20 protein-coding genes are annotated in these 22,366 nt (G+C 32.7%); 8 read left to right on the top strand and 12 right to left on the bottom strand.

Features of this window, described 5'->3' with window-relative positions; genetic code table 11:
* Positions 1-3: 3 nt before the first annotated feature.
* The 4 genes from FUA24_RS14725 (at position 4) to tsaB (ending at position 4,576) form a co-directional block, all read left to right on the top strand.
* Complete coding sequence (locus tag FUA24_RS14725; RefSeq protein ID WP_148543633.1) at positions 4-1,245, top strand: ABC transporter permease; 1,242 nt, start codon at positions 4-6, stop codon at positions 1,243-1,245.
* A gap of 12 nt (positions 1,246-1,257) precedes the next feature.
* Positions 1,258-2,394: an efflux RND transporter periplasmic adaptor subunit gene (locus tag FUA24_RS14730; RefSeq protein ID WP_148543635.1), complete on the top strand. Its 1,137-nt coding sequence runs from the start codon at positions 1,258-1,260 to the stop codon at positions 2,392-2,394.
* A gap of 13 nt (positions 2,395-2,407) precedes the next feature.
* On the top strand, positions 2,408-3,841 hold the full coding sequence (locus FUA24_RS14735; RefSeq protein ID WP_148543637.1) for a TolC family protein: 1,434 nt from the start codon (positions 2,408-2,410) through the stop codon (positions 3,839-3,841).
* Between the two features lie 66 nt (positions 3,842-3,907).
* Positions 3,908-4,576 carry a tRNA (adenosine(37)-N6)-threonylcarbamoyltransferase complex dimerization subunit type 1 TsaB gene (gene tsaB / locus FUA24_RS14740; RefSeq protein WP_246147057.1) on the top strand — a complete coding sequence of 223 codons (669 nt, stop codon included), beginning with the start codon at positions 3,908-3,910 and terminating at the stop codon, positions 4,574-4,576.
* Here the strand turns inward: tsaB and FUA24_RS14745 are convergent.
* From FUA24_RS14745 to FUA24_RS14765, 5 genes are all read right to left on the bottom strand, one after another.
* Positions 4,573-5,391, bottom strand: a complete 819-nt coding sequence (locus FUA24_RS14745; RefSeq protein ID WP_148543639.1) for a mechanosensitive ion channel family protein — start codon at positions 5,389-5,391, stop codon at positions 4,573-4,575. The genes tsaB and FUA24_RS14745 overlap by 4 nt on opposite strands.
* 87 nt (positions 5,392-5,478) lie before the next feature.
* On the bottom strand, positions 5,479-5,832 hold the full coding sequence (locus tag FUA24_RS14750) for a DUF1304 domain-containing protein (RefSeq protein WP_148543641.1): 354 nt from the start codon (positions 5,830-5,832) through the stop codon (positions 5,479-5,481).
* Positions 5,829-7,940, bottom strand: a complete 2,112-nt coding sequence (locus tag FUA24_RS14755; RefSeq protein ID WP_148543643.1) for a thioredoxin domain-containing protein — start codon at positions 7,938-7,940, stop codon at positions 5,829-5,831. Before FUA24_RS14755 ends, FUA24_RS14750 begins: the two co-directional genes overlap by 4 nt.
* Before the next feature lie 83 nt (positions 7,941-8,023).
* Positions 8,024-8,224, bottom strand: a complete 201-nt coding sequence (locus tag FUA24_RS14760) for a dodecin family protein (RefSeq protein WP_148543646.1) — start codon at positions 8,222-8,224, stop codon at positions 8,024-8,026.
* Between the two features lie 86 nt (positions 8,225-8,310).
* On the bottom strand, positions 8,311-9,213 hold the full coding sequence (locus FUA24_RS14765) for a NifU family protein (protein ID WP_148543648.1): 903 nt from the start codon (positions 9,211-9,213) through the stop codon (positions 8,311-8,313).
* Positions 9,214-9,395: 182 nt separating this feature from the next.
* Here FUA24_RS14765 and FUA24_RS14770 point away from each other — a divergent pair, with 182 nt between their 5' ends.
* Complete coding sequence (locus FUA24_RS14770; RefSeq protein WP_148543650.1) at positions 9,396-10,424, top strand: PorP/SprF family type IX secretion system membrane protein; 1,029 nt, start codon at positions 9,396-9,398, stop codon at positions 10,422-10,424.
* Between the two features lie 123 nt (positions 10,425-10,547).
* Here FUA24_RS14770 and FUA24_RS14775 read toward each other — a convergent pair whose 3' ends face one another.
* Positions 10,548-11,717 carry a vWA domain-containing protein gene (locus FUA24_RS14775; RefSeq protein ID WP_148543652.1) on the bottom strand — a complete coding sequence of 390 codons (1,170 nt, stop codon included), beginning with the start codon at positions 11,715-11,717 and terminating at the stop codon, positions 10,548-10,550.
* Positions 11,718-11,732: 15 nt separating this feature from the next.
* Entirely contained in the window at positions 11,733-12,446 is a 714-nt protein-coding gene (locus FUA24_RS14780) for an SIMPL domain-containing protein (protein WP_148543654.1), read from the bottom strand.
* A gap of 214 nt (positions 12,447-12,660) precedes the next feature.
* On the opposite strand from FUA24_RS14780, the gene FUA24_RS14785 reads away from it, so the two are divergent.
* The 3 genes from FUA24_RS14785 to FUA24_RS14795 all read left to right on the top strand — a co-directional run bounded on the left by FUA24_RS14785 (position 12,661) and on the right by FUA24_RS14795 (position 16,338).
* Complete coding sequence (locus FUA24_RS14785; RefSeq protein ID WP_148543656.1) at positions 12,661-14,838, top strand: tetratricopeptide repeat-containing sensor histidine kinase; 2,178 nt, start codon at positions 12,661-12,663, stop codon at positions 14,836-14,838.
* A complete protein-coding gene (locus FUA24_RS14790) occupies positions 14,839-15,573 on the top strand; it encodes a LytR/AlgR family response regulator transcription factor (RefSeq protein WP_148543658.1) in 735 nt (244 codons plus the stop codon). It begins immediately after the preceding gene.
* Positions 15,574-15,822: 249 nt separating this feature from the next.
* The gene (locus FUA24_RS14795; RefSeq protein ID WP_148543660.1) at positions 15,823-16,338 is read left to right on the top strand and encodes a gamma carbonic anhydrase family protein; all 516 of its coding nucleotides are present in this window, start codon (positions 15,823-15,825) and stop codon (positions 16,336-16,338) included.
* A gap of 19 nt (positions 16,339-16,357) precedes the next feature.
* On the opposite strand, the gene murI is transcribed toward FUA24_RS14795, so the two are convergent.
* From murI to FUA24_RS14820, 5 genes are all read right to left on the bottom strand, one after another.
* Positions 16,358-17,137 carry a glutamate racemase gene (gene murI / locus FUA24_RS14800; protein WP_148543662.1) on the bottom strand — a complete coding sequence of 260 codons (780 nt, stop codon included), beginning with the start codon at positions 17,135-17,137 and terminating at the stop codon, positions 16,358-16,360.
* 211 nt (positions 17,138-17,348) lie between these two features.
* Positions 17,349-17,855 (bottom strand): OmpH family outer membrane protein, encoded by a 507-nt coding sequence (locus tag FUA24_RS14805; protein ID WP_148543665.1) that lies wholly within the window; start codon positions 17,853-17,855, stop codon positions 17,349-17,351.
* Positions 17,856-17,885: 30 nt separating this feature from the next.
* Positions 17,886-18,899, bottom strand: coding sequence for an OmpH family outer membrane protein (locus tag FUA24_RS14810; RefSeq protein ID WP_148543667.1), 1,014 nt, complete (start codon positions 18,897-18,899; stop codon positions 17,886-17,888).
* A gap of 145 nt (positions 18,900-19,044) precedes the next feature.
* A complete protein-coding gene (locus FUA24_RS14815; protein WP_148543669.1) occupies positions 19,045-21,693 on the bottom strand; it encodes a BamA/OMP85 family outer membrane protein in 2,649 nt (882 codons plus the stop codon).
* On the bottom strand, positions 21,626-22,366 hold the full coding sequence (locus FUA24_RS14820) for an isoprenyl transferase (protein WP_148543671.1): 741 nt from the start codon (positions 22,364-22,366) through the stop codon (positions 21,626-21,628). The genes FUA24_RS14815 and FUA24_RS14820 overlap by 68 nt, the downstream gene beginning before the upstream one ends.

Genomic DNA, 22,366 nt, shown 5'->3' on the forward strand with positions numbered 1-22,366 from the left:
ATTATGTTTAGGTTTTTATTTGATCGAGATACATGGCAGGAGGTTTACGAAAGTATAACCAAGAATAAGTTACGTACCATTATTACAATGGTTGGTGTTTGGTGGGGAATTTTACTTCTTGTTGGTTTGCTAGGTGCGGCTAGAGGTATGGAAAATAAGTTCAATAGGGTATTTGGTGATTTTGCAACGAATAGCGTGTTTATTTGGGGGCAAAGAACAAGTAAGCCTTTTAAAGGGTTTCAGGAAGGAAGACGAGTGAGACTTAAACTATCAGATGCCAGGAAAATCCAATCTTCGGTAGAAGGTATAGAGTTTGTTGTTCCCAGAAATCAAAGTCAAGGATTTGTGGTTAATGGGGAATTATCTGGGACATTTAATGTTGCGGGAGATTTACCATTGCTAGATGTGGTTCAAAAGAAGAATTTGATTAAGGGGCGTTTTATCAATCAAAATGATATTGATTTAAGACGAAAGGTAGCGGTGATTTCTGAAGATATTTACAAACAGGTTTTTGAAAAAGATGTTGAACCTATAGGGAAAATGATAAAGATAAATAGTCTTAATTTTCAGGTTATAGGGGTTTTTGAGGTTAGTAATTTTGGTGGGCCACAATCCGATATTCATATTCCATTTGATACATTTCAACACATCTATAGTCAGGGAGATCGAATAGGATGGATGATGATAACTGGTAAGCCTGAATATAGTATAAAGCAAATAGAAAAAGACGCACAGTTGTTGTTAAAGAATTTGAATAAAATTCACCCTAAAGACAAAAGAGCGCTTGGTAGTTATAACCTTGGAGCCGATTTTAAAAAGGTAACAGGATTTTTAATAGGGATGCAATTTTTAACATGGTTTGTTGGTATTGCCACACTTATAGCTGGAGTATTCGCCATTGGGAATATATTGCTTATTACGGTTAAAGAACGTACCAAAGAAATAGGTGTAAGAAGAGCATTAGGGGCAACACCTTTTGAAATAAAAAGACAAATTGTTGTTGAAGCAGTTACGTTAACCCTTGTAGCTGGACTTATGGGGATTATTAGTGGTGGTTGGATTTTAATCTTTTTAGATTCTTCCTTCGGACAAGGAGATGATGCCGCATTAGTAAATGCGTCGGTATCTCTGTTAATAGTGTTTATAGCATTATTAATTCTAGTAGCCCTTGGAACATTAATAGGTCTAATACCTGCATTTAAAGCAACAAGCGTAAAACCAATAGAAGCATTAAGAGAAGAATAAACAATCAATAAAATGAACAAAACAGTAAAAATTATTTTAGTTCTAATAGCGGTAATACTATTAGTGGTAGTATTAAAGTATTTTAAAGATGCAAACTCTGCAGAGGTAGAAGAATTTAAAGTAGAGGAGCCATTCTACACTTCAATAGCTACTAAAGCGGTAGCCACTGGAAAGCTAAATCCAGAAGAAGAAATTGAATTAAAACCTCAAATTTCAGGAATTGTAGATGAAATTATTGTTGAAGAAGGAGATGTTGTAAAGAAAGGCGATTTAATTGCTAAGATTAGAGTTGTGCCGAATGAACAAAGTTTAGCCAATGCTAAGAGTAGAATTGCTACTGCAAAATTATCATCTGAAAATGCCGCTATACAGTATAGTAGGGATAAAAAGCTATATGAAAAAGGTGTGATTTCTATTCAAACTTTTGAGAATACAGAGTTAAGCTTTAATCAAGCAAAGGAGACTTTAAGACAAGCGCAAAATGATTATCAAATAATAAAAAGAGGTTCCATTTCTGGTGGAAATGCTGCTAATACAAATATTATAGCGCAAATCTCTGGTACAATTTTAGAGATTCCAGTAAGAGAAGGAGATCAAGTTATTCAAAGTAACAACTTTAACGCTGGTACAACTATAGCAACAATAGCCGATATGAGTCATATGATTTTTGAAGGAAAGGTTGATGAGTCTGAAGTTGGAAAGTTAGAGGAAGGAAAAGACATAAAGGTCATCTTAGGTGCAATTAATGAAAAGGAGTTCCCAGCTACATTAACCTTTGTTGCTCCAAAAGGAAAGGAAGAAAACGGAGCTGTTCAGTTTACTATTAAAGCAAACGTAAAAGTAGATTCTGAAACTAATATTAGAGCTGGTTATAGTGCTAATGCTGAAATAGATTTAGAAGGAAAAGATAGCATTTTGGCTATTAAGGAAGCTTTACTTCAGTACAACAGAATTACGGATAAACCTTTTGTTGAAATTCAGAATGAAGATGGGAAATTTAAAAAGAAAAATGTTGAAACTGGAATTTCTGATGGTATAAACATTGAAATCACAGAAGGAATTAAAGAAGGAGATAAAATCAAAGTTTGGAATAAAGTTTCTGAAGAAGAGAAAAAGGATAATGAAGAGGAGGAGGAAGATGAAGATTAATAATAGTACTAAAATGAGAACATTATTGTTTGTGGCCCTTCTTGTTATTACAGGAACTCAAACTTTTGCACAACAAAAAAAGTGGACACTCCAGGAATGTGTTAATTATGCGCAGGAGAATAATATAAGCATAAAACAAAGTGAGTTAAATGTTCAACAAGGAGAAATAAATAAAAAGGATGCCGTGGGGAACTTTTTACCTTCGTTTAATGCTTCTGGAAGTCACTCATGGAATATCGGGTTAAACCAAAATATTACAACAGGACTTTTAGAAAATTTAACGACTCAATTTACCTCATTTCGCTTAACCTCAAATGTTACCATTTATAATGGTTTGAGAAATATTAACCAACTTCATAGAGCTAATTTAGCGGTGTTGGCAAATCAATATCAGTTATCTGATATGAAAGATGATATTTCCTTAATGGTTGCGAATTCATTTTTACAAATCTTGTTTAATAAAGAACAGCTTAAGATACAGAAGGCGCAATATGAGGTTACTAATAAGAACCTTAAAAGAACAGAGGAACTTGTAGAGGCAGGGGTTCTTCCAAAAGGAGATGCCCTAGAGATTAAAGCTACATTAGCATCTCAGGAACAACAAATAGTTAATACAGAGAATACGCTTTTATTATCTAAGATTAATTTAGCACAGACATTGCGTATTGATGATTATCAAAATTTTGATACAGAAGATATTTCATATGATGTACCGCTTAGTTCTATTTTGAAGGAATCGCCTAAAACAATAGTTGATAAGGCTAAAGAAAGACGCTATGATTTAAAAATAGCCGATGCTAATGTTCAGTTGGCTGAGTATGATTTAAAGTTGGCTAAGGGAAATTTACAGCCATCTTTAACCGGATTCTATCAGTATGATAGCCGTGCTACTAATAACGATAGAGTGGTAGGAGTGGAAACAGTTCCAGATGGAACGAATTCTCCAATTGGTTTTGTAGAAGGAACGGGAGAAACGGTCTTAAGCCCAAACTTTACAACAAATAGAATTATTGAAGGTCCAGATGGGATATTTAATCAATTTAGTCGCAATGATGGACATAGTTTTGGTGTAAGTTTAAATGTGCCAATATTTAATGGGTTCTCTGCTAGAAACAATGTTGCTCGAAATACGATTAATTTAGAAAGGATTAAGAATGAGTACGCTCAAGCAGAATTAGATTTAGAAACCGAGGTTTATCAGGCTATTAATGATGCCAAAGGTGCATTAAAAGCTTATGAAGCTGCTTTAAAAACGGAAGAAGCTAGAATGGAAGCTTTTAATTATGCAAAAGAACGTTACAATTTAGGAGTTTCTAATTCTTTTGATTTTAGTCAATCACAATCAAGGTATGAGCAATCGCAGAATGAAGTTATTAGAACCAAGTATGATTATATTTTTAGATTAAAGGTAATTCAGTTCTATTTTGGGATTCCAATTGATAATTAAACTTAGCTTTGTATATAAAGTAAATATTTAAGACTTTTACCTCGATTAATTATCAATAGTTAAAGCGTGTATATTTTAAGTATAGAAACAGCAACAACTAACTGTTCTGTTGCAGTTTCAAAAGAAGGACAAACTATAGCTTTAAAAGAGGATAGTAGAAACGGATATTCACATGCTGAAAAATTGCATGTGTTTATTGACGAAGTCTTGAACGAAGCTAACATAGAAAAATCAGATTTAGAGGCCATAGCAGTAAGCAAAGGCCCTGGGTCTTATACGGGTTTAAGAATTGGTGTTTCTGCTGCAAAAGGCCTTTCATTTGCACTTGACAAGCCTTTAATTTCGGTACCTACTTTAGATGCATTGGCTAATCAGGTAGATATTAAAGAAGGTGTTGTTGTTTCTATGTTAGATGCCCGCAGAATGGAAGTGTATTCTGCTATATATAATGCTGGTCATACTCAAATAAGAGATACACAAGCTCAGGTTTTAGAGGCGTCTTCTTTTGAGACATTCTTAAATAAAGGAAAGGTACACTTTATTGGTGATGGGGTAGCTAAAACTAAGGAACTTATAAATCACTCAAATGCTATTTTTATTGAAGGTAAGTTGCCATCTGCAAATGAAATGGGTGCATTAGCATATGATAAATATAAAATAAGCGACATCGAAGATGTCGCTTATTTTGAACCATATTATTTGAAAGATTTTGTGGCTATAAAACCAAAATCTTAAGCTTCTTTATGTATTTCAACGCTGTGTGGGTAAGGAATTTCAATACCAGCATTGTCTAGAGCTATTTTACATTCTTCTGTTATTCCGAAGTATACATCCCAATAATCGTCTACGGTAGAGTAAGGTCTAACAGCAAAGTTTACGGAACTATCAGCTAACTCAGAAACATTTACGCTTGGCGCAGGATCTTTCAATACTTTAGGGTTTGAGGTTAATACATTCAGTAAAACCTCTTTAGTCTGCTTTATATCGGCATCATAACTAACACCAATTGTTAAGTCTACACGCAGTTTACCTTCTGTAGAATAGTTAGTAATATTACCGTTAGATAAAGCGGCATTCGGAATTATAATTTCTTTATTAGTAGGAGATACAACTTTAGTAGTGAAAATCTCAATCTCTTTTACAACTCCTAATTCACCTTGAGCTTCAATTAAATCTCCAATTTTAAAAGGTTTAAAAATCATTATTAAAACGCCACCTGCAAAGTTAGAAAGTGATCCTTGTAAAGCCATACCAACAGCTAAACCAGCAGCGGCTAAAATTGCAGCAAAAGATGTTGTTTCAATCCCTAATTGAGAGAGAATGGCTAAGATTAGAAGTATTTTAAGTCCCCAACCTATTAAGTTAAGTAAAAACTTTTGAAGACTTTGGTCGTAATCTTGTTTAGCCATTACTTTGGCTATGCCTTTGTTTATTTTCTTTATAATCCATGATCCTATAATCCAGATTATAATTGCTCCTAAAATTTTTAGACCATAATCAATAGCAATACCAGTCCATTTTTCAATGTCTTCTGCTTTTAAATTTTCCATAGTTTTAACGTGTGTTTATTAGTGTTATAAAGTTAATTTTTTTGTGAGAATTAACATCTTTTTCAGATGAAAAAAATGTTAAGAACATTATAGAAAACAAAACACTAGAGCAATTATTGCAGGAACTGCTTGCACATAAAACAGTTTAATTTTCTTTGTAGAGTAAGACCCATAAATACCTGCAATGGTCACGAAAAAAAGAAATAAAATAGAAACTTCTATATTGTTTTGTATTAACGAATAAATTAAACCAGCAGCTAAAAAGCCGTTATAAAGTCCTTGGTTGGCGGCTAATACTTTAGTTTCTTCTGCAAATTCTTTCGATTTTAAACCAAAAGTTTTAATGCCTTTAGGTTTTGTCCATAGAAACATTTCAAGAACCAGAAAGTATACATGTTCTAAAGCAACAAAAAGAATTAATATAGAAACTACGGTTTTCATTCTTTCAAAAATTGAATGGCACGATCTACTTCTTTTACAGGAAGTTTACAGGCTTTATTTACACAAACGTATATTAATGTTGCATCTGGATTGTACCTGTTTAAAAGTAGGGGCATTGAACTCTCTTCAGTACTTCCAGCAATTAGCTTATTTGGTAAATAGGTAGTATTAAGTTCATTGATTTTTTGTTTAGCATCGGTACCAACAATTGCTACTTCGTAATATGGATTGGTATAGTTAAGCATTAAATCTAACCAGTTGGAATATCCAGAAGCATAGTCTTGTATTTCTGGTTTAACATTATTAAGCATTGTAACAGCTGTTTTGTTAAATTTTTCATTATCAAAATAATGTCCAAGTTTAAATAAGTTCTTAGCCATTATTGAATTACTTCCAGGAATTACATTATCTCTGTATTCTATACTTCTTGAAACCAGAGAAGAGTCTTCATCTGAAGTAAAAAAGAACATATTACTACGCTCATCAAAGAAATGTTTAAACGTATAATTAGCTAAATCTTCAGCGTTGTTTAACCATTTGGAGTCCAATGTGTTTTCATATAGAGCTATAAAGGCATCAATGACTGTTACATAGTCTTCCATATACCCATTAATTTTACTCTCACCTTCTTTATAAGTATGATATAAACCGCCATCTTTTTTTACCATTTTGTTCATTATAAAATTGGCATTTTTTAAGGCAGTTTCTAAATACGCTTCTTTTTTAAGAACACGATAAGCATCAACATAACCTTTTAGCATTAAGCCATTCCATGATGCCAGAGTTTTATCATCTAACCTTGGTTTTGGGCGTTTATTTCTAGTTTCTAAAAGAAGGGTTTTCCAAGTTGTAACCTTTTCATTAAGCTTTTCTTTTGAGATATTGTGTTTTTCAAGAATTTCATTTTCATTATCCTTTCTAATCAATACATAGTTGCCATGTTCCCAGAGACCATAATTATCTATGTTGTAGTAATCTGAAAATAAATCAAAATCGTTTTGTAAAGTGGTTTTTAATGAATCTTTATTCCAAACATAAAAGGCACCTTCTTCCAGTTCTCCTTCGGTATTATTACTATCAGCGTCTAATGACGAATAAAAAGCACCTTCTGATGTGGTTAATTCTCTTTCTACAAATTTTAGAGTCTCTTCAATAGTTTGTTTGTATAATTCATGTTTAGAAACGAGATACGCATCGGCATAAAGGCTCACTAATTGTCCGTTGTCATATAACATTTTCTCAAAATGAGGTACATGCCATTTAGCGTCTGTAGAATATCTTGAAAACCCGCCTCCAACTTGATCAAAAACCCCGCCATGAGCCATTTTAGTTAGGGTAAGATTTACATAATCTAAAAGTGCTTTATTATTAGTTTGATGCGCATACCTTAATAAAAAATGATAGTTGTTAGGCATCATAAACTTTGGCGCTTTATCAAGTCCGCCCATTTTATGATCAAACAGTTTTGACCAATTATCAACAGAAGTTTCAATAAACTCATTTTCAAATGTTGGCTCATTAGTATTTAACTCAACCATATCTAGAGTTTTCAATCCTTTTGCCACTTTATCTGCTTGCTCATATAATTTGTTTGGTTCTTCTGCGTACAATTTTGTGAGTTGTTCAAGAACAGTTATCCATTGGTTTTTTGGAAAATATGTACCTCCCCAAACTGGTCTGCCATCAGGTAAAGCAACCACGTTTAATGGCCAACCTCCGCCACCTGTCATTAGTTGTACGGCATTCATGTAGGCTTGATCTACATCTGGTCTTTCCTCTCTATCAATCTTAATATTTACAAAGTTTTTATTCATAACATCAGCAACCAAGCTGTCTTCAAAACTTTCATGTTCCATAACATGGCACCAATGGCAAGCAGAATACCCAACGCTAATAAGCATTAGTTTTTTTTCTGATTTTGCTTCTTCTAAAGTTTCATCATTCCAAGCTTTCCAATTCACTGGGTTATGAGCATGCTGCAGCAAGTAGGGACTTGTTTCGTTAATTAAATCATTAGTGTGTTTGTGCTCAGAGGAGTTTGATGTTTTACTTCCACAGTTAAAAAATAGAAAAGGAAGTATAAAGAATAAATAGTTTAGTTGTCGCATAATTTCAAATGTAAACAATTAATAAACAAAAAAAGCACTCTTAAGAGTGCTTTAACTAAACTATAATAATTCTAATTTTAAGACTATTCTATTTCAAAAGTAATCTTAAGATTTACTCTAAATTCTGTTACTTCACCATTTTTTACACTGGCGCTTTGATCTTGAACATAAACAGAACGGATATTGCTAAGACTTTTTGAAGCCTGCTTAACAGCTTTTTTTGTGGCGTCTTCCCAACTTTTTTCTGAATTGGATAATACTTCAATTACTTTTAATACAGCCATAGGACTTTGATTTAAATTATTAACTAAACAACTAATCTTGTTTAATTTAGAAACATAAAAAATCAAAAAGTCACAAAGAGAAATTTTTATCCATTAATTGCCTCAACCATATCCACTTTTCCCGGTAGCATTTGCTTGAGCATATTTTCTATACCGTTTTTTAACGTGAAAGTAGAAGAAGGACAACCGCTGCAAGCACCTTGAAGTAATACACTTACGTTTTTAGTGTTTTCGTCATAAGATAAAAACTGGATGTTTCCACCATCACTTGCTACTGCAGGTTTTACATATTCTTCTAGAATATTCACAATTTCTTTAGAAGTGTCATCCAGAGCGTCAAAATTGGAATCTCTTTGTTGCGTAGTTTGCTCCAACTTTTCGGCAGCTTCGGGCAGTACAACTTCTTTTCCACTTTCAACAAAATTCTTTACAAACTCTCTTAACTCAACTGTAATGTCTTGCCATTCAGCCATGTCGTATTTTGTTATAGATACATAATTCTGTTCTATGAAAACGCTCTTTACAAATGGGAAATGGAATAATTTTGTTGCTAAAGGAGATAATTTGGCTTCATCTATAGAGGTGAATTCAAAAAGGGCTGTTACCAACTTTTTATTGGCCACGAATTTCATAACCGAAGGATTGGGCGTAGCTTCTGCATAAACCGTTACTGGTACTTTTTTAGGAGCCTCAGCTTCTACTATTACAACACCACCATCGTTTAAATAAGCTTCTATTTGTTCTTTAACTTCATCTTGCACATCTTTCCAGTCTACAATATCATAACGTTCTACGGCTACAAAATTTCCAGAGATATATACCTTTTTTACAAAAGGAAGATAGAACAATTGTTGAGCTAATGGTGATGGTTTAGCCTCATCTATATTTTTAAATTCAAAACTTTGATGTTTAGTAATGAATTGATTTACCTCAAATTTAATTATGGCATTATTTGACGTTTCTTGCACGGAAACCTTGAAAGTATTCATTTTAGCTAATTTTTTACAAAAATACTAAAAGAAAACTATAGATATCCATATATTTGAGTTTTGAGTTCCAAATTTGCAATCCAAAAAGAGCAGATTTTATCTTCACTCTTTTTTGTGTAATTTTTTAATAATCAATACGTTTTAATAGCGTTGCAACATCTAGCCTACTTGGTTTAAAGTTTATGAGATTAAAAAATATTTTTACGTTTGTAATAGCAATAGTTTTAACACATATTGCTTCTTCTCAAGAAGGACTACCAATATATACGGATTACTTAACAGATAATTATTATTTAATCCATCCATCAATGGCTGGTGCTGCTAATTGTTCTAAATTAAGATTAACGGCGCGTCAGCAATGGTTTGGACATGAAGATGCACCAAGACTTGGAACTTTAAGTTATAATGGAAGAGTAGGAGATGGCCCTTCTGGTATAGGAGGTATTTTATATACAGATAGAAATGGGTTCCATTCACAAACAGGAGTATACGCAACCTATGCCCACCATATTTTATTTTCAAGGAGTGAAGTAGATTTAAATATGCTTTCTTTTGGGCTTAGTGCAGGAGTTATTCAATACAAATTGGATGAAACTACCTTTTTGCTAGATTCTCCTTTACCTGATGATGCCATAAGCGGAACTGTTGAAAGTGCCACTAATTTTAATGTGGATTTCGGATTTTCTTATCAATATTTAGATTATTACGCACATGCCACAGTAAAAAATGTACTTAATAATAAAGGCTTAAATACAGATATTGTTACTAATAATGGTGGGAGTAACACGGATAATTTAAGACGTTATCTAGTATCTGTTGGTGGAATTTTTGGGAAGTACGGGAGTGAGTGGAGCTATGAACCTTCAATAATGTTTCAGGTTAGAGAAGCTACAAAAGAAGCTTCTGTTGATGTGAATGCAAAGGTGTATAAGAAAATGGACTTTGGTACAATTTGGGCAGGTTTATCTTATAGAAATAGTTTTGACGGAGCTGAATATATTAACGCCAATAGAATAGACAGTCAAAGGTTACAGCAAATTACGCCGCTTATAGGGGTTAATTATAAGAACTTTATGTTTGCCTACAATTATACGCACCAAACTAATTCTGTGGTATATACAAATGGAGGATTCCATCAAATTACTTTAGGAATTAACTTTAACTGTAGAAAAGAGCGTTATGATTGTAATTGCCCTGCTGTAAATTACTAATTGGATAACAAATAACTTTTTTGTCATTCTGAACTTGTTTCAGAATCTCTTGTCTATTAGACTTTTTAAGAAGTTGAAACAAGTTCAGGTTACCAAGTCAGAACTTGCGAAAGTCTCAAGGTATTAATCCCAAGTATACTTTTTCTTTTTTGCTTGTTCTTTAATAGCTTTTGTCATGGCATTTTCCAAACCATTACTGGTCTTTGTTTTTGTTTGTTCTGCTACATAAGTCTTTCGCTTTTCATTTAATTCTTGTATTTCCTTTTTAATTGTTGCTCTTTCCTGTTTCTTCTTAGCAACATAAGCTTTAATTTCTTTTTCCGTTTTTCCTTTTAACTCATTTGGTAAAGCCTCTTCTTTAATATCTTTAATAACAACTTCATTATCCTCAACAGCATCTACTAAATCCCACGATTTGTTTTTGTAGAATCTAGAGCTTTTACTAACACTTCTTTTTACCGCATTAGCTTTACTATAAACTTCTGCATTAGAATCTTGTTCGGCTTGTAACGCTCTTTTTTGCATACCTATTTTACCATAAGCAACGTAGGTTTTATTAAGTTTTTGGTTTAAAATAAGTATTTGATCATCATAAGGCGATGCAATATGCACAGTTGCCTTATTATGGTCTATAGCCATATAGTCACCATTTGTTAATGATGCGCCATCTTTCCAATGGGTAGAAACACCTTGGTTGTAATTGCCGCAGAAAATGGTGTTTACAGTAACATCTTTCTCATTCGCGTTGGTTGTGGCGTCTTTGTAGTTTACTTTTCCCTGTGTAAAAGGTTCGTTACCCGCAATAAAAATGAGTTTTAGATCATCTGGATTGTTACCCCAGTTTAACTGATTTAATGAGGTTTGAATAACGTGTCCGCAGTATTCATTTCCACCATTAGTAGTTAAGGAGAATAATTCTTTTGAGATTTCGTCTAAGTCATCACTAAAGGCTAATACCTGTCTTATATAGCCTTCTGTACTATTTAATCTGTCATTGCCGTATTCGTACAAAGCAATTTTTAAGTTTGGTTTCTCATCACCACACTTTGCATAAGATAGTTCGTTAACCAAATCCCAAAGTTGCGCTTTAGCTTGGTCTATTAAGCCGTCCATACTATTGCTTGTATCAAGTAGTAAGGCCACTTTTATGTATTGCTTGTTTTTTTCTGGGTGTTTTTCTGGTTTTACAACCTCGGCCAATGCTTTCTGAGGCGTTTTTTTATTGTTGGCATTACAGGCTGTAAAGGCTACAAGAGTTAGCCCTAAAATGAGTGTTTTAATTGATGTTTTCATGATGTTTATCGTTTTTTAATTTAATGAGAATTTGGCATGAACACTTTCGCTAATGATAATAGATTTAACATTCAAGTCTTGAATTTTTGCTAAAGAAGGACTACTGTAGCCGTAAGCTGTATTTGCCCCTCTTATGTTAATACTATTGGCACCATAAGTATTTCTGTTTTCAGTTATTTCTTGTATGTACAATGCTTTTCCAATAGTTTGATTGATTACTTCGGCATATTGGTTGGCCTTATCTCTAGCGACTTTAAGTGCTTTTAATTTTGTGTCTCGTCTTATGTTTTCTATGTTCGAATGGCTTGTTTTAATAATGGATACATTTGAAATATCTATACGATCTAAGGCTTGATAGACTTTGCCTAAAGTTTTACCGTCATTAATTATAAGTTGGTAGTTTTTAATTTTTGAAACTTCATTACTAGCTAAAAATTTTCTTTGGTAGTAGCCATCAAAATTTAGTATTGAAAAGTTTTTGTCAATGTCAATGCCAAGCGAAGTCAGGGCATTTATTAGTTGATTTTCTTGTACTTCAACGCTTAATTTTCCTTTTTTATCGTTTTCATTTATATTGATTTTCAGGTAGATTTCATTGGGGATGATTTCTGTTTCAACTTTACCTATTACTTCAATATAGGGCTGATCAATAAAGTTTTTTGCACCGTTCTGTCCTATCATAAGGTTAGAGAATAAAGCAATTACAATAAAGCTCTTAATTATTTTCATGTGATATTGTTTTTTGATTTTAATTTCAAAGTAAATCTAAATCCAAGTTTTTTGTATTAAAACCTAGAATGAGTAAAACCTTGTTTTAAATGAGTAAACAGTTTATATCAATTTGTAAACCGCATCATTTGTTGAAGAGAATCCCCAAAATCTTAAAAACGTCATTTTATTAAACCAATTTAAGTGCGTAAGTTTATCTATTATAAAGTGGCTCATGCGCAAAACCTTAAAATATATTGGTGTTTTATGTATAATGTTTATAACATTAGGTTCATTAGCACAAAATAATTTAGAGTCCAATGCTTCAAAGTTTACAGTTAGAGGTAAGGTGGTTGAAAGGGACACAAGAGACCCAATTACTAACGTGAATATTGAAATTAATGGAGGCTCTTACACTACTACTGATATTTTTGGCGAGTTTAGAATACAAGCAAAACGAGGAGATGAACTAACCATTAGACATAAAGATTTTGAAACTGTTTATTATATAATTCAAAGTAATGAGCGCATTCTAGTTGAAGTAGAGCCTGAGGAGACTGGAGAATCTAAAAGAGAACTATCAAAAAGTAAACTTTTTAAGAAGCGAAGACCTCAATTTAATTGGTACATAGACTCCGCTGAAACATATTTGAAAAAAGATGCCAAAAAAAGCATTCAATTTATTACTGATGCCTTAGAATTAAGTAATTCTAAAAAAGAAAATGCAGAAGCATATGAGGTTTTAGGAGATATTAATATGTTCTGGAACCAACCAGATCTTGCCGCTTCAAATTACAGTACAAGTTTAAAAAATTCTAGTAGTAATGAAGTGAAGTTAAAACTGGCAGCGGCATATAAGGCTAATAAAAACTATCAAGAAAGTATACAAGTTTATAATGGTGTAAGCAGAAGAGGACTTTCTAATTATCAAATGGTAACACTTAATGAAGGCTTGGGCGATGTTTATAAAGCCATAAAACAATATGATTTATCTATTAAGTGTTATCAGGAAGGGTTAAAGGTGGCCAAAAAGCACTTAATTTCTCCAAAAATAACAGATCTTAATTCTAAAATAGCCGAAGTTTATAATGAAAAGGGAGAACTTGATGTTGCTCAAGGCTATTTTAGAAACTCCTTAGAATTGGCTGAAGGTGAAAACAAAAAAAGGGCAGTACAAGAAAAATTAAAAGTAGCAGATTTTGAAAGTTTCAATAGTAATTATTCCACAGAAATAGAATTGAGAAAACAGGTGTTGGAAGATATTCAAGATATACAGAAAGATACTATTTTAGATATAGACAGCCCTTTAACTACCCAAAAGCAAAACTATAAGATAGGAAATGCTTATGCGCTTCAAAATGACATTCCTAACGCCATAAAATACTTAGAAAAGAGTATTGAAGAGGCAGATGATAACGAAGATTTAATTGTTCAAAAAGATGCTACGCGGAGGCTGTCGGAGATATATGAGAATGAAGGAGAGTTTGACAAAGCTTATGTTAATTACAGAAGCTACGTAGAATTAGTTGATAAGCTATATATAAAGAAAGAACAAGAGATATCTAGGGCTTCAAAATTGGGAAAAGATTTAGTAACCAAACAAAATAGAATTACAAGTTTAGAAAGTCAAAAGGCACTAACAGAAACGGAATCAGAGTTAAATACGGAACAGTCTAAGCGACAAAGATTACTCATTTATTCCTTAATTGGCGGATTGGTTTTATTATTAGTTGTGGCTTCTTTAATGTTTAAAAACATTAGGCAACAACGCTATGCTAACAATTTATTGGCTTTAAAATCTTTAAGAAGTCAAATGAATCCGCACTTTATCTTTAATGCCCTAAATTCAGTGAATAGCTTTATTGCTTTAAGTGATGAACGTACTGCAAACAAATACCTCTCCGATTTTTCATTATTAATGAGAGCGGTTCTAGAGAATAGCGAAGAAGATTTTATTCCTTTAGAAAAGGAAATTGAATTACTTCAGTTATACACCAAATTAGAGCATTTTAGATTTAAAGATAAGTTTGATTATAAGATTTCCGTTGATGAAAACATTAATGTAAAAGACTTTGTAATTCCGCCTATGTTGCTACAACCATACATTGAAAATGCCGTTTGGCATGGGTTGCGTTATAAGAAAAGCAAAGGGAAATTAGAAATTGATATAACACAAAATCAATTAGATGAAATATGCATTACTATTATTGATGATGGTATTGGAAGAAAGCAATCTAAAGCCTTAAAAACGCAACATCAGAAAAAGCAAAACTCCAAGGGAATGGGGAATATTAAGAAACGTGTATCTATTTTAAACGAAATGTATAAGGATAAAGTAGACGTTTTGGTTACAGATTTTCAAGAATTGGAAGATACAGGTACAAAAGTTGTTGTAACATTAAAAAAGGACTAAATGAAACTAAACGCCATAATTGTAGAAGATGAGCAAACTAGTAGAGACATTCTAAAGAACTACTTAAAAAAGTATTGTCCTAATATTATTATTCTGGGTGAAGCGGCTAATGTAGAAGAGGGCTTGGTCTTAATTCGTAATAACGATTTAGATTTGGTGTTTTTGGATGTAGAAATGCCATATGGAAATGCATTTGATTTACTTGATAAGGTAGGAGATATTGATTTTGAGACTGTTTTTGTAACTGCGTATAATCATTATGCCATAGACGCTTTAAATGCCCATGCATCATACTATTTAATGAAACCAATATCAATAGATGAACTCATTAAGGCTGTAGATTATGTTACCGAAATTAAAGCTAAAGAAAATGCTCTTCAGGATCAGATACTTGTACCCAATACTAATGGTGTTAATGGTAAAATAACAATTCCGCAATTGGATGGTTTTGAAGTTCTAAATACTGGTGATATTCTGTATTGCAAAGCAGATGATAACTATACTGAAATTTATTTGAATAACGAGAAAAAGAAAATAGTAAGTAAAACACTTAAATATTTTGAAGATGCTTTAAATGGTTCTAGTTTTGCACGAGTACATAAGAGCTATTTGGTTAATGTTAATGAGGTAGTGAAATATGTAAAAGGAAAAGGAGGAAGCGTAGTGCTCAGCAACGGAAAAGAGATTATGGTTTCAGCTTCGAAAAAAGCAGCTTTGTTAGCTTACTTTAAGTGAGATTGTTTTAAAAACTCTTTGAGTGCAATCGTATACAAGTTAAGATTATAATGTTAAACATTGTATAGATTCTTCAGTGATTCCTCCTTCTGAATGACAGTCGTTTTTTATTAGAAAGGCGGAATGTCATTCAGAGCGTAGCGAAGAATCTTTTAAAAGCAAATTCAGGGTGTAACCTAGATTATATACCTAAATGATAGAAAATAATGAGATTTCCGTTTTTACGGAAATTAAAAAATAGAGTAAAGTATGCCTGTAATATTACCAGTTAGAGGAAAATCACCCCAGATTCCAGAAGATTGTTTCGTAGCTCCAAATGCAACTATTGTTGGAGAAGTAACCATGGGAACCGAATGTAGTATTTGGTTTAGCGCAGTAGTTAGAGGCGATGTTAACTATATTAAAATGGGGAACAAGGTAAATGTTCAAGACGGAGTAGTAATTCATGGTACATATAAAAAGGCTGCTACTATTATAGGTAATAATGTTTCAATAGGACACAACGCCTTAGTGCATGGGTGTACAATTCAAGATAATGTATTAGTAGGTATGGGTGCTATTCTTATGGATGGTTGTGTGGTAGAAAGCAATTCTATAATTGCCGCGGGTGCAGTGCTCTCTAAAAATACAAGAGTTGAAGCTGGAAGTGTTTATGCCGGTGTACCCGCAAAAAAAATAAAAGATATAAGTGAAGAATTAGTTTCTGGAGAAATCAATCGTATTGCAGATGCCTATATCAAATATTCTAGTTGGTTTAAGGAGTAAACACTTGTTTTTACTAAGGTTAAAAATTTAGATAATCTACGTTGAAGTCTTTTTTTAAAAGTAGCTTTAAGACCTCAATATCTCCATTGGTATAAAACTGAATACTAGGGGTTTCACTCGCTAGGTTTAATAGGTCTCGTTGCTCTAAAACAGCTTTAGTTTGTCTGGCAACAGCTTCACCAGAATCTATTATAGTGACTTGTTCAGGTAACAATTCTTTTAACTGCGGAATTAAATAAGGGTAATGAGAACAACCTAATACTAAATAGTCAATATTATTATCTACCATAGGTTGCAGGTATTGTCTAAGAAGTCCTGTCATTTCCTTGGAATATAACTTTCCACTTTCAATAAGAGGCACAAGGCCTTCTCCAATCTGCTCTATGACATTAATGTGATTAGCAAATTTTTCGGAAGTTTGGGAGAATAAAGAACTACTCAGGGTGCCTCGGGTGGCTAAAATACCAACAGCATTAGTTTTAGTTTGTAAAGCGGCAGGTTTTATGGCAGGTTCTATGCCTATAAAAGGAATATTATAAGAAGTTCTAAGGTGGTCTATAGCATTTGTGGTGGCAGTGTTGCATGCCACAACAATAAGTTTGCAACCTTTGTTTAATAGAAGTTCGGTGTTTTTTATAGATAATTGCGTGATAGCTTCTTTTCCTTTTGGTCCGTAAGGAGCATTCATACTATCGGCCAGATAAACGAAGTTTTCATTTGGTAGGAGCTTGTGAATTTCTTTCCAAATAGAGGTGCCTCCAACACCGGAATCAAAAACGCCAATAGGTTGCTTGTTCATCTAGAGATAATCTTAAAATAACACTATTAAATTCAATTGGTTCTTAATGAATTGATATCTCAAATATAGCTTAAACATTTTTGATAATAGTTCCAATTTATTCAGTAGTACTAAAAGTTGCAGATTGAGATTATTCGCTGTGCTCAGAATGACAAAAAAAAGCTGCTTTTGGGCAAAGCAGCTTTAAAGTAAGTTATTAAATTCAGGCAAATTAAATACCTAATTCTTTTTTTACATCGTCTAATAAGTTTTTACCATCTGCTAAAATAGTAACACCTACTCCAGAATCTAGAACATAATCAAAACCTTGAGCTCTAGCTACTTTTAAAATAGCAGTTTTTGCTTCTTCAGTTATTGGTTGTAATAAATCAACCTCTTTTTGTCTTATGTCTTTAGCAGCATCTGCTTGGAATTGTTGTAAGTTTTGTTGCATTTGTTGCACCTCTTTCATTCTCTTCTCGTTCTCTTCTTGTGTTTTGTTTGGTGCTTCTGCATCGTATTGTTTCATTTTGTTTTGAAACTCTGTTAACGAAGCTTGATAATCTGTTTCGTAGGTTTTTTGTAATGCTTGTAATTCTTTTTGAGCATTTTTCATTGCAGGCATAGCAGCAATTAACTCTTGAGTATTTATATGGGCAACTTTACTTTGTGCTTGTGAAAAACTAATACATCCTATACATAATGCCGTTGCTAATAAAATAGTTTTTAAATGTTTCATTTTTAAAATAGTATTAAGTGTGTTATAAATTTAATTTTTGTTGTTTATACTGTCTCTAGCTTTTTTCTTGTCTTCCAGAGCTTTTTGTCTTTCTTCTAAAATTTTCTTTTTCTTTTCCTCTAAAGCTTTTTTTCTTGCCTCTCTTTCAGCTAATTTTTTTTGTCTATTCTCTTCAAGTAACTGTTCCCTGGTCTTGGTTTCAGTTTTTCCTTCAGTTTCTTTTTTGGTATCTGCCTCTTTATTAGCTGTTCCTTCAGCAGACTTATTTCTTGCGTTTAATTTTGCTTGTTTAGCTTTTTCACGCTCTTCTAGTACTTTTTGTCTCTTTTCTTCAGCAGCTTTAACCTTAGCCTCTCTTATAGCCAATCTTTCTTGTCTAGCTTTTTCAATTGCACTTTCTCTTTCTTTTTTCTTTTCTTCTAATGCCTTTGCTCTTGCTTCTTGCTCTAAATTAACTTCAGGCACTAAATCTTCATCTTTAGCAGCTTTTTTTTCGGCTTTAGATTGCGCTTGCTTTCTTTTAGCTGTTCTTGTAATACTTCTTATTACAGTTTCACTTACATCTAGGGCTTTGTTAGAAAACAACATAGTTCCGTTAGCAGACTTGTCAAAAATAAAGTCGTATTTTCTATTTGTAGCAATATCTTGTACGGCTGCAAAAATTTGATCTTGTACTGGCTGCATTAATTGTTTTTGTTGAATAAACAAATCGCCATTAGGACCAAATCGTTTTTGCTGATAGTCTAATATTTCTTTCTCCTCAAAGTAAATATCTTCTTCGCGTTCTTCAATAAGTTCTTTAGTTAAAAGTGCCTTTTCATTACTCAGGTCTTTTCTTTTTTGTTCAACAGCACTTAGCTTAACTTGAATCTCATTTTTCCATTTATCTGCTTTCTGGTTTAATTGAGTTAAGGCTTCTTGATACTCAGGTACATTTTCTAAAATGTATTCTGTATCAATATATGCAACTCTAACACCTCTTTGCGCATTTAAAGACAGACTTAGTAAAACTATTATCAGTAAAAAAAGAACTTTGTTTTGCATTCTGTTTATATGTTTTGGTTTGTACACTTTCCAGATTAATTGAATGATATCTTCAAAATTAACGAATTTTCATCTTAAAAATTTTAAATCTCATGCAAAACATCAAACTGTTATTAGAAAATATCGTGCCAAAATAATTTAAGTCTTAAAATTGCTGTCCTATAATGAAGTGTGTTTCCCAACCGTTTTTAGGTCCAGTAGTACCAATAGGATCAAATCCATGACCAAAATCTATACCTAATAAACCAAATGCTGGCATAAAAATTCTAACACCCAAACCTGCAGAACGTTTTACGTTAAACGGATTGAAATCTCTGAAGCTATTATAAGAACCTCCAGCCTCTAAAAATGCCAGACCGTAAATCTTTGCAGAAGCTTTTAAAGTTATTGGATAGCGAAGTTCTAACGAGTATTTATTATAAATTGTACCACCATCTTGAGATGATAAAGATTGATTTGGATAACCACGAAGCTGAACAGCTTGTCTACCATCTAAACTGTATTGTCCTAAACCATCACCACCAACAAAGAATCTTTCAAAAGGAATGATACCTCTATTGTTATCATAGGCACCAAGGAATCCAAATTCTACAAGAGGTCTTAGTACAAGGTTTTTAGCAATCTGATTGTACCACTCTCCTTTAAAGTTTATTTTATAAAACTCTAACCATTTATATCTTTCTTGATCTATTTCTGAAATTCGTGCTCTTGCGTCTGCTTGATCTGAGGCAGAACTGGCCACATTATCTCTAATATTTTCATTTAGCTTGCGCTCATCACTTAAGGCTTCATAATCTACCCCATTAATTAAAGAGTATGGGAATGAAAACTTAGCAGTAACAGAAAATTTAGAACCAGCAGTAGGGAAGATAGGGTCAAAGCTAGTATTGTCTCTACTTAAACCTGTGGTAAAAGATAAGTTGTTAGAGTAACCATCTCCAAACGTAAATAAACCTGTGTTATAGTTATTTAAATCATAACGTTGGTAGCTTAACGCATTAGAAAATGTAAAGTACTCGTCTGGGACTGTTAAACGTTTGGCTAAACCAAAAGTAATACCTGTGATATTAAAACTTCTACTTTTATCAGCTCTTCTATTTTGAAAATCAAATAAAAACTGCTTGGTATGCGAAATAGACGTTGAAAAAGAAACAGGTTTTTTACCTCCTAACCATGGTTCAGAGAATTGAAAACTATAGGTTTGATAAAATCTACTGGCTTGTAAACGTAATGCTAAACGTTGTCCGTCTCCCATAGGTATAGGCTTATAAGCATCCTTTTTAAAGATATCTTTCATAGAGAAGTTGTTGAAAGATAATCCAAGAGTACCAATAAAGCCACCGCCACCATAACCACCTTGTAGTTCAATTTGACTGGAACCAGTTTCCTTTACAGAGTATTCCATATCAATAGTACCAGCAACTGGGTTAGGGTTATTAAAATTAGGCGCAATTTCTTGAGCATCAAAGAATCCTAATTGTCCTAACTCTCTAACTGTTCGTACAACACGCTCTTTACTATACAGCATCCCAGGACGTGTTCTTAAAGCTCTGTATATAACATGGTCATTAGTTTTGTCATTACCCACAACCGAAACACTGTTAAAATATGCAGGTTTCCCTTCGGTAATCCTAATCTCCATATCTATTACACTGCTATCTGCACTAACTTCTACCTGGCGAATGTTTGAGAATAAATAACCGTTGTTTTGATATAGGTTGGTAAGGTCGTTGGCATCAGGTTTAGAATTATCTGCTATCCTTTCTTGAAGTAAAACACCGTTATAAGTGTCTCCTTTTTTAATTCTTAAAAGGTTATGTAATTGTTTATCGGTGTAAACTGTATTTCCAATGAAATTAATATCTCCAAATTTGTAAAGTGTACCTTCAGTTACATCTATATCTAGAGAAATAGTACCATCTTCATTATAGATAATGCTGTCTGAAACAATTCTAGCATCTCTATAACCATTCTCTTTTAATTTATTAACAACATGACCTAAATCTGCCTGATAAGCAGAATCAATAAACTTAGAACGCTTTAAAAACCTTAAGCGATTAATTTGTTTCGTACTCTTCATGGCTTTTCTTAATTTCTTATCAGAAATAGCATTATTGCCATCAAATACGATTTTTTTAATTTTTACCTTATCACCTCTATCAATATTAAGTACCATATTAACGCGAGCCGTTTCAATGGAATCTTTAACGTCAATGGTGTTAATATGCACCTTAGTGTTTAGGAATCCATCTTTCTTGTATTTTCTAGTTAAGAAGTTTTTAGTATTCGTAATAAGGTTTTCGGTTACTTTGGTTCCTTTCTTTAATTTATTTTCATCAATAATGGTTTGCTGTTTACTTTTCTTTACACCATTTATCTTTAACTCATTAAGTTGAGGTAAATCGGCTAACTGAATTTGTAGATACGCAACATTTTTTTCAATGTTGGTAACATATACTTCTATGTTATTGAACAATTTAGTTCCCCAAAGTTTTTTAATTGCCGATCCAATTTCTTCTCCAGGAATATTAATTTCTTGCCCTTTTCTTAATCCAGAAAAGTTAATAATAGTTTGCTCTCCAAAACTAGTGTTACCTTTTACAGTAATACCTCCAACGGTATATTTTTTGTTGGTATCTAAACTTTGAGCTTTAAGGTTTAAGCAGCTAACTGAAAAAAGTAATACGATTAAAAATTGCTTAACGTAAGTTGTATTAGGTAATATGTTAATTAAGTTGTTCACTTGTTTTCCCAAATCTTCTTTCTCTTTTTTGATATTCAATAATAGCTTCATACAAATGCTCTTTAGTAAAATCTGGCCAAAGCACATCTGTAAAATACAATTCTGCATATGCAATTTGCCACAACAAAAAATTACTAATGCGTTGCTCACCACTAGTTCTAATTAGTAAGTCTACATCAGGTAAATTATGCGTGTAAAGATGCTCATTTATAATTGATTCGTCAATAGACGCCGGCGAAATTATATTATTTTTAACTTTAATACTAATCTCTTTAACAGTATTTAGTAATTCTTCCCTAGAGCCATAGCTTAAAGCTAAGGTTAAGGTCATTCTGTTATTAGATTTAGTTTTTTCAATTACCTCGGTTAATTCGTTGTAAACCTTTGAAGGTAAAAGGTTTAGGTTGCCAATTGCAGAAAGTTTTATATTGTTATCCTGAAGAGTACTAATTTCTTTCTTTAATGAAGAAATTAATAGTTTCATTAAGGCCTGAACTTCTAATTTAGGTCTATTCCAATTTTCTGTAGAAAAGGCATAAAGTGTTAAATTTTTAACACCTAATTCGGCACATGTTTCAACGGTAGTTCTCACAGATTTAGCACCATTTTCATGCCCTATAGCACGTATCATTCCCTTTTGTTTTGCCCAACGCCCGTTACCATCCATTATTATGGCAATATGTTGTGGTAGTGATTTACTTAATACGTGTTCTTTTAAATTCAT

The organism is Seonamhaeicola marinus, from assembly GCF_008085455.1.

Bases quoted from the DNA above. Each gene is read 5' to 3' on its own strand.
- FUA24_RS14815 (WP_148543669.1), bottom strand. From the start codon at position 21,693: ATGAAGCTATTATTGAATATCAAAAAAGAGAAAGAAGATTTGGGAAAA.
- FUA24_RS14805 (WP_148543665.1), bottom strand. From the start codon at position 17,855: ATGAAACATTTAAAAACTATTTTATTAGCAACGGCATTATGTATAGGA.
- FUA24_RS14735 (WP_148543637.1), top strand. From the start codon at position 2,408: ATGAGAACATTATTGTTTGTGGCCCTTCTTGTTATTACAGGAACTCAA.
- FUA24_RS14755 (WP_148543643.1), bottom strand. From the start codon at position 7,940: ATGCGACAACTAAACTATTTATTCTTTATACTTCCTTTTCTATTTTTT.
- FUA24_RS14780 (WP_148543654.1), bottom strand. From the start codon at position 12,446: ATGAAAATAATTAAGAGCTTTATTGTAATTGCTTTATTCTCTAACCTT.
- FUA24_RS14775 (WP_148543652.1), bottom strand. From the start codon at position 11,717: ATGAAAACATCAATTAAAACACTCATTTTAGGGCTAACTCTTGTAGCC.
- FUA24_RS14820 (WP_148543671.1), bottom strand. From the start codon at position 22,366: ATGAATTTAAAAGAACACGTATTAAGTAAATCACTACCACAACATATT.
- FUA24_RS14760 (WP_148543646.1), bottom strand. From the start codon at position 8,224: ATGGCTGTATTAAAAGTAATTGAAGTATTATCCAATTCAGAAAAAAGT.
- FUA24_RS14785 (WP_148543656.1), top strand. From the start codon at position 12,661: ATGCGCAAAACCTTAAAATATATTGGTGTTTTATGTATAATGTTTATA.
- FUA24_RS14745 (WP_148543639.1), bottom strand. From the start codon at position 5,391: ATGGAAAATTTAAAAGCAGAAGACATTGAAAAATGGACTGGTATTGCT.
- FUA24_RS14795 (WP_148543660.1), top strand. From the start codon at position 15,823: ATGCCTGTAATATTACCAGTTAGAGGAAAATCACCCCAGATTCCAGAA.
- murI (WP_148543662.1), bottom strand. From the start codon at position 17,137: ATGAACAAGCAACCTATTGGCGTTTTTGATTCCGGTGTTGGAGGCACC.
- FUA24_RS14765 (WP_148543648.1), bottom strand. From the start codon at position 9,213: ATGAATACTTTCAAGGTTTCCGTGCAAGAAACGTCAAATAATGCCATA.
- FUA24_RS14730 (WP_148543635.1), top strand. From the start codon at position 1,258: ATGAACAAAACAGTAAAAATTATTTTAGTTCTAATAGCGGTAATACTA.
- FUA24_RS14790 (WP_148543658.1), top strand. From the start codon at position 14,839: ATGAAACTAAACGCCATAATTGTAGAAGATGAGCAAACTAGTAGAGAC.
- FUA24_RS14725 (WP_148543633.1), top strand. From the start codon at position 4: ATGTTTAGGTTTTTATTTGATCGAGATACATGGCAGGAGGTTTACGAA.
- FUA24_RS14770 (WP_148543650.1), top strand. From the start codon at position 9,396: ATGAGATTAAAAAATATTTTTACGTTTGTAATAGCAATAGTTTTAACA.
- FUA24_RS14810 (WP_148543667.1), bottom strand. From the start codon at position 18,899: ATGCAAAACAAAGTTCTTTTTTTACTGATAATAGTTTTACTAAGTCTG.
- FUA24_RS14750 (WP_148543641.1), bottom strand. From the start codon at position 5,832: ATGAAAACCGTAGTTTCTATATTAATTCTTTTTGTTGCTTTAGAACAT.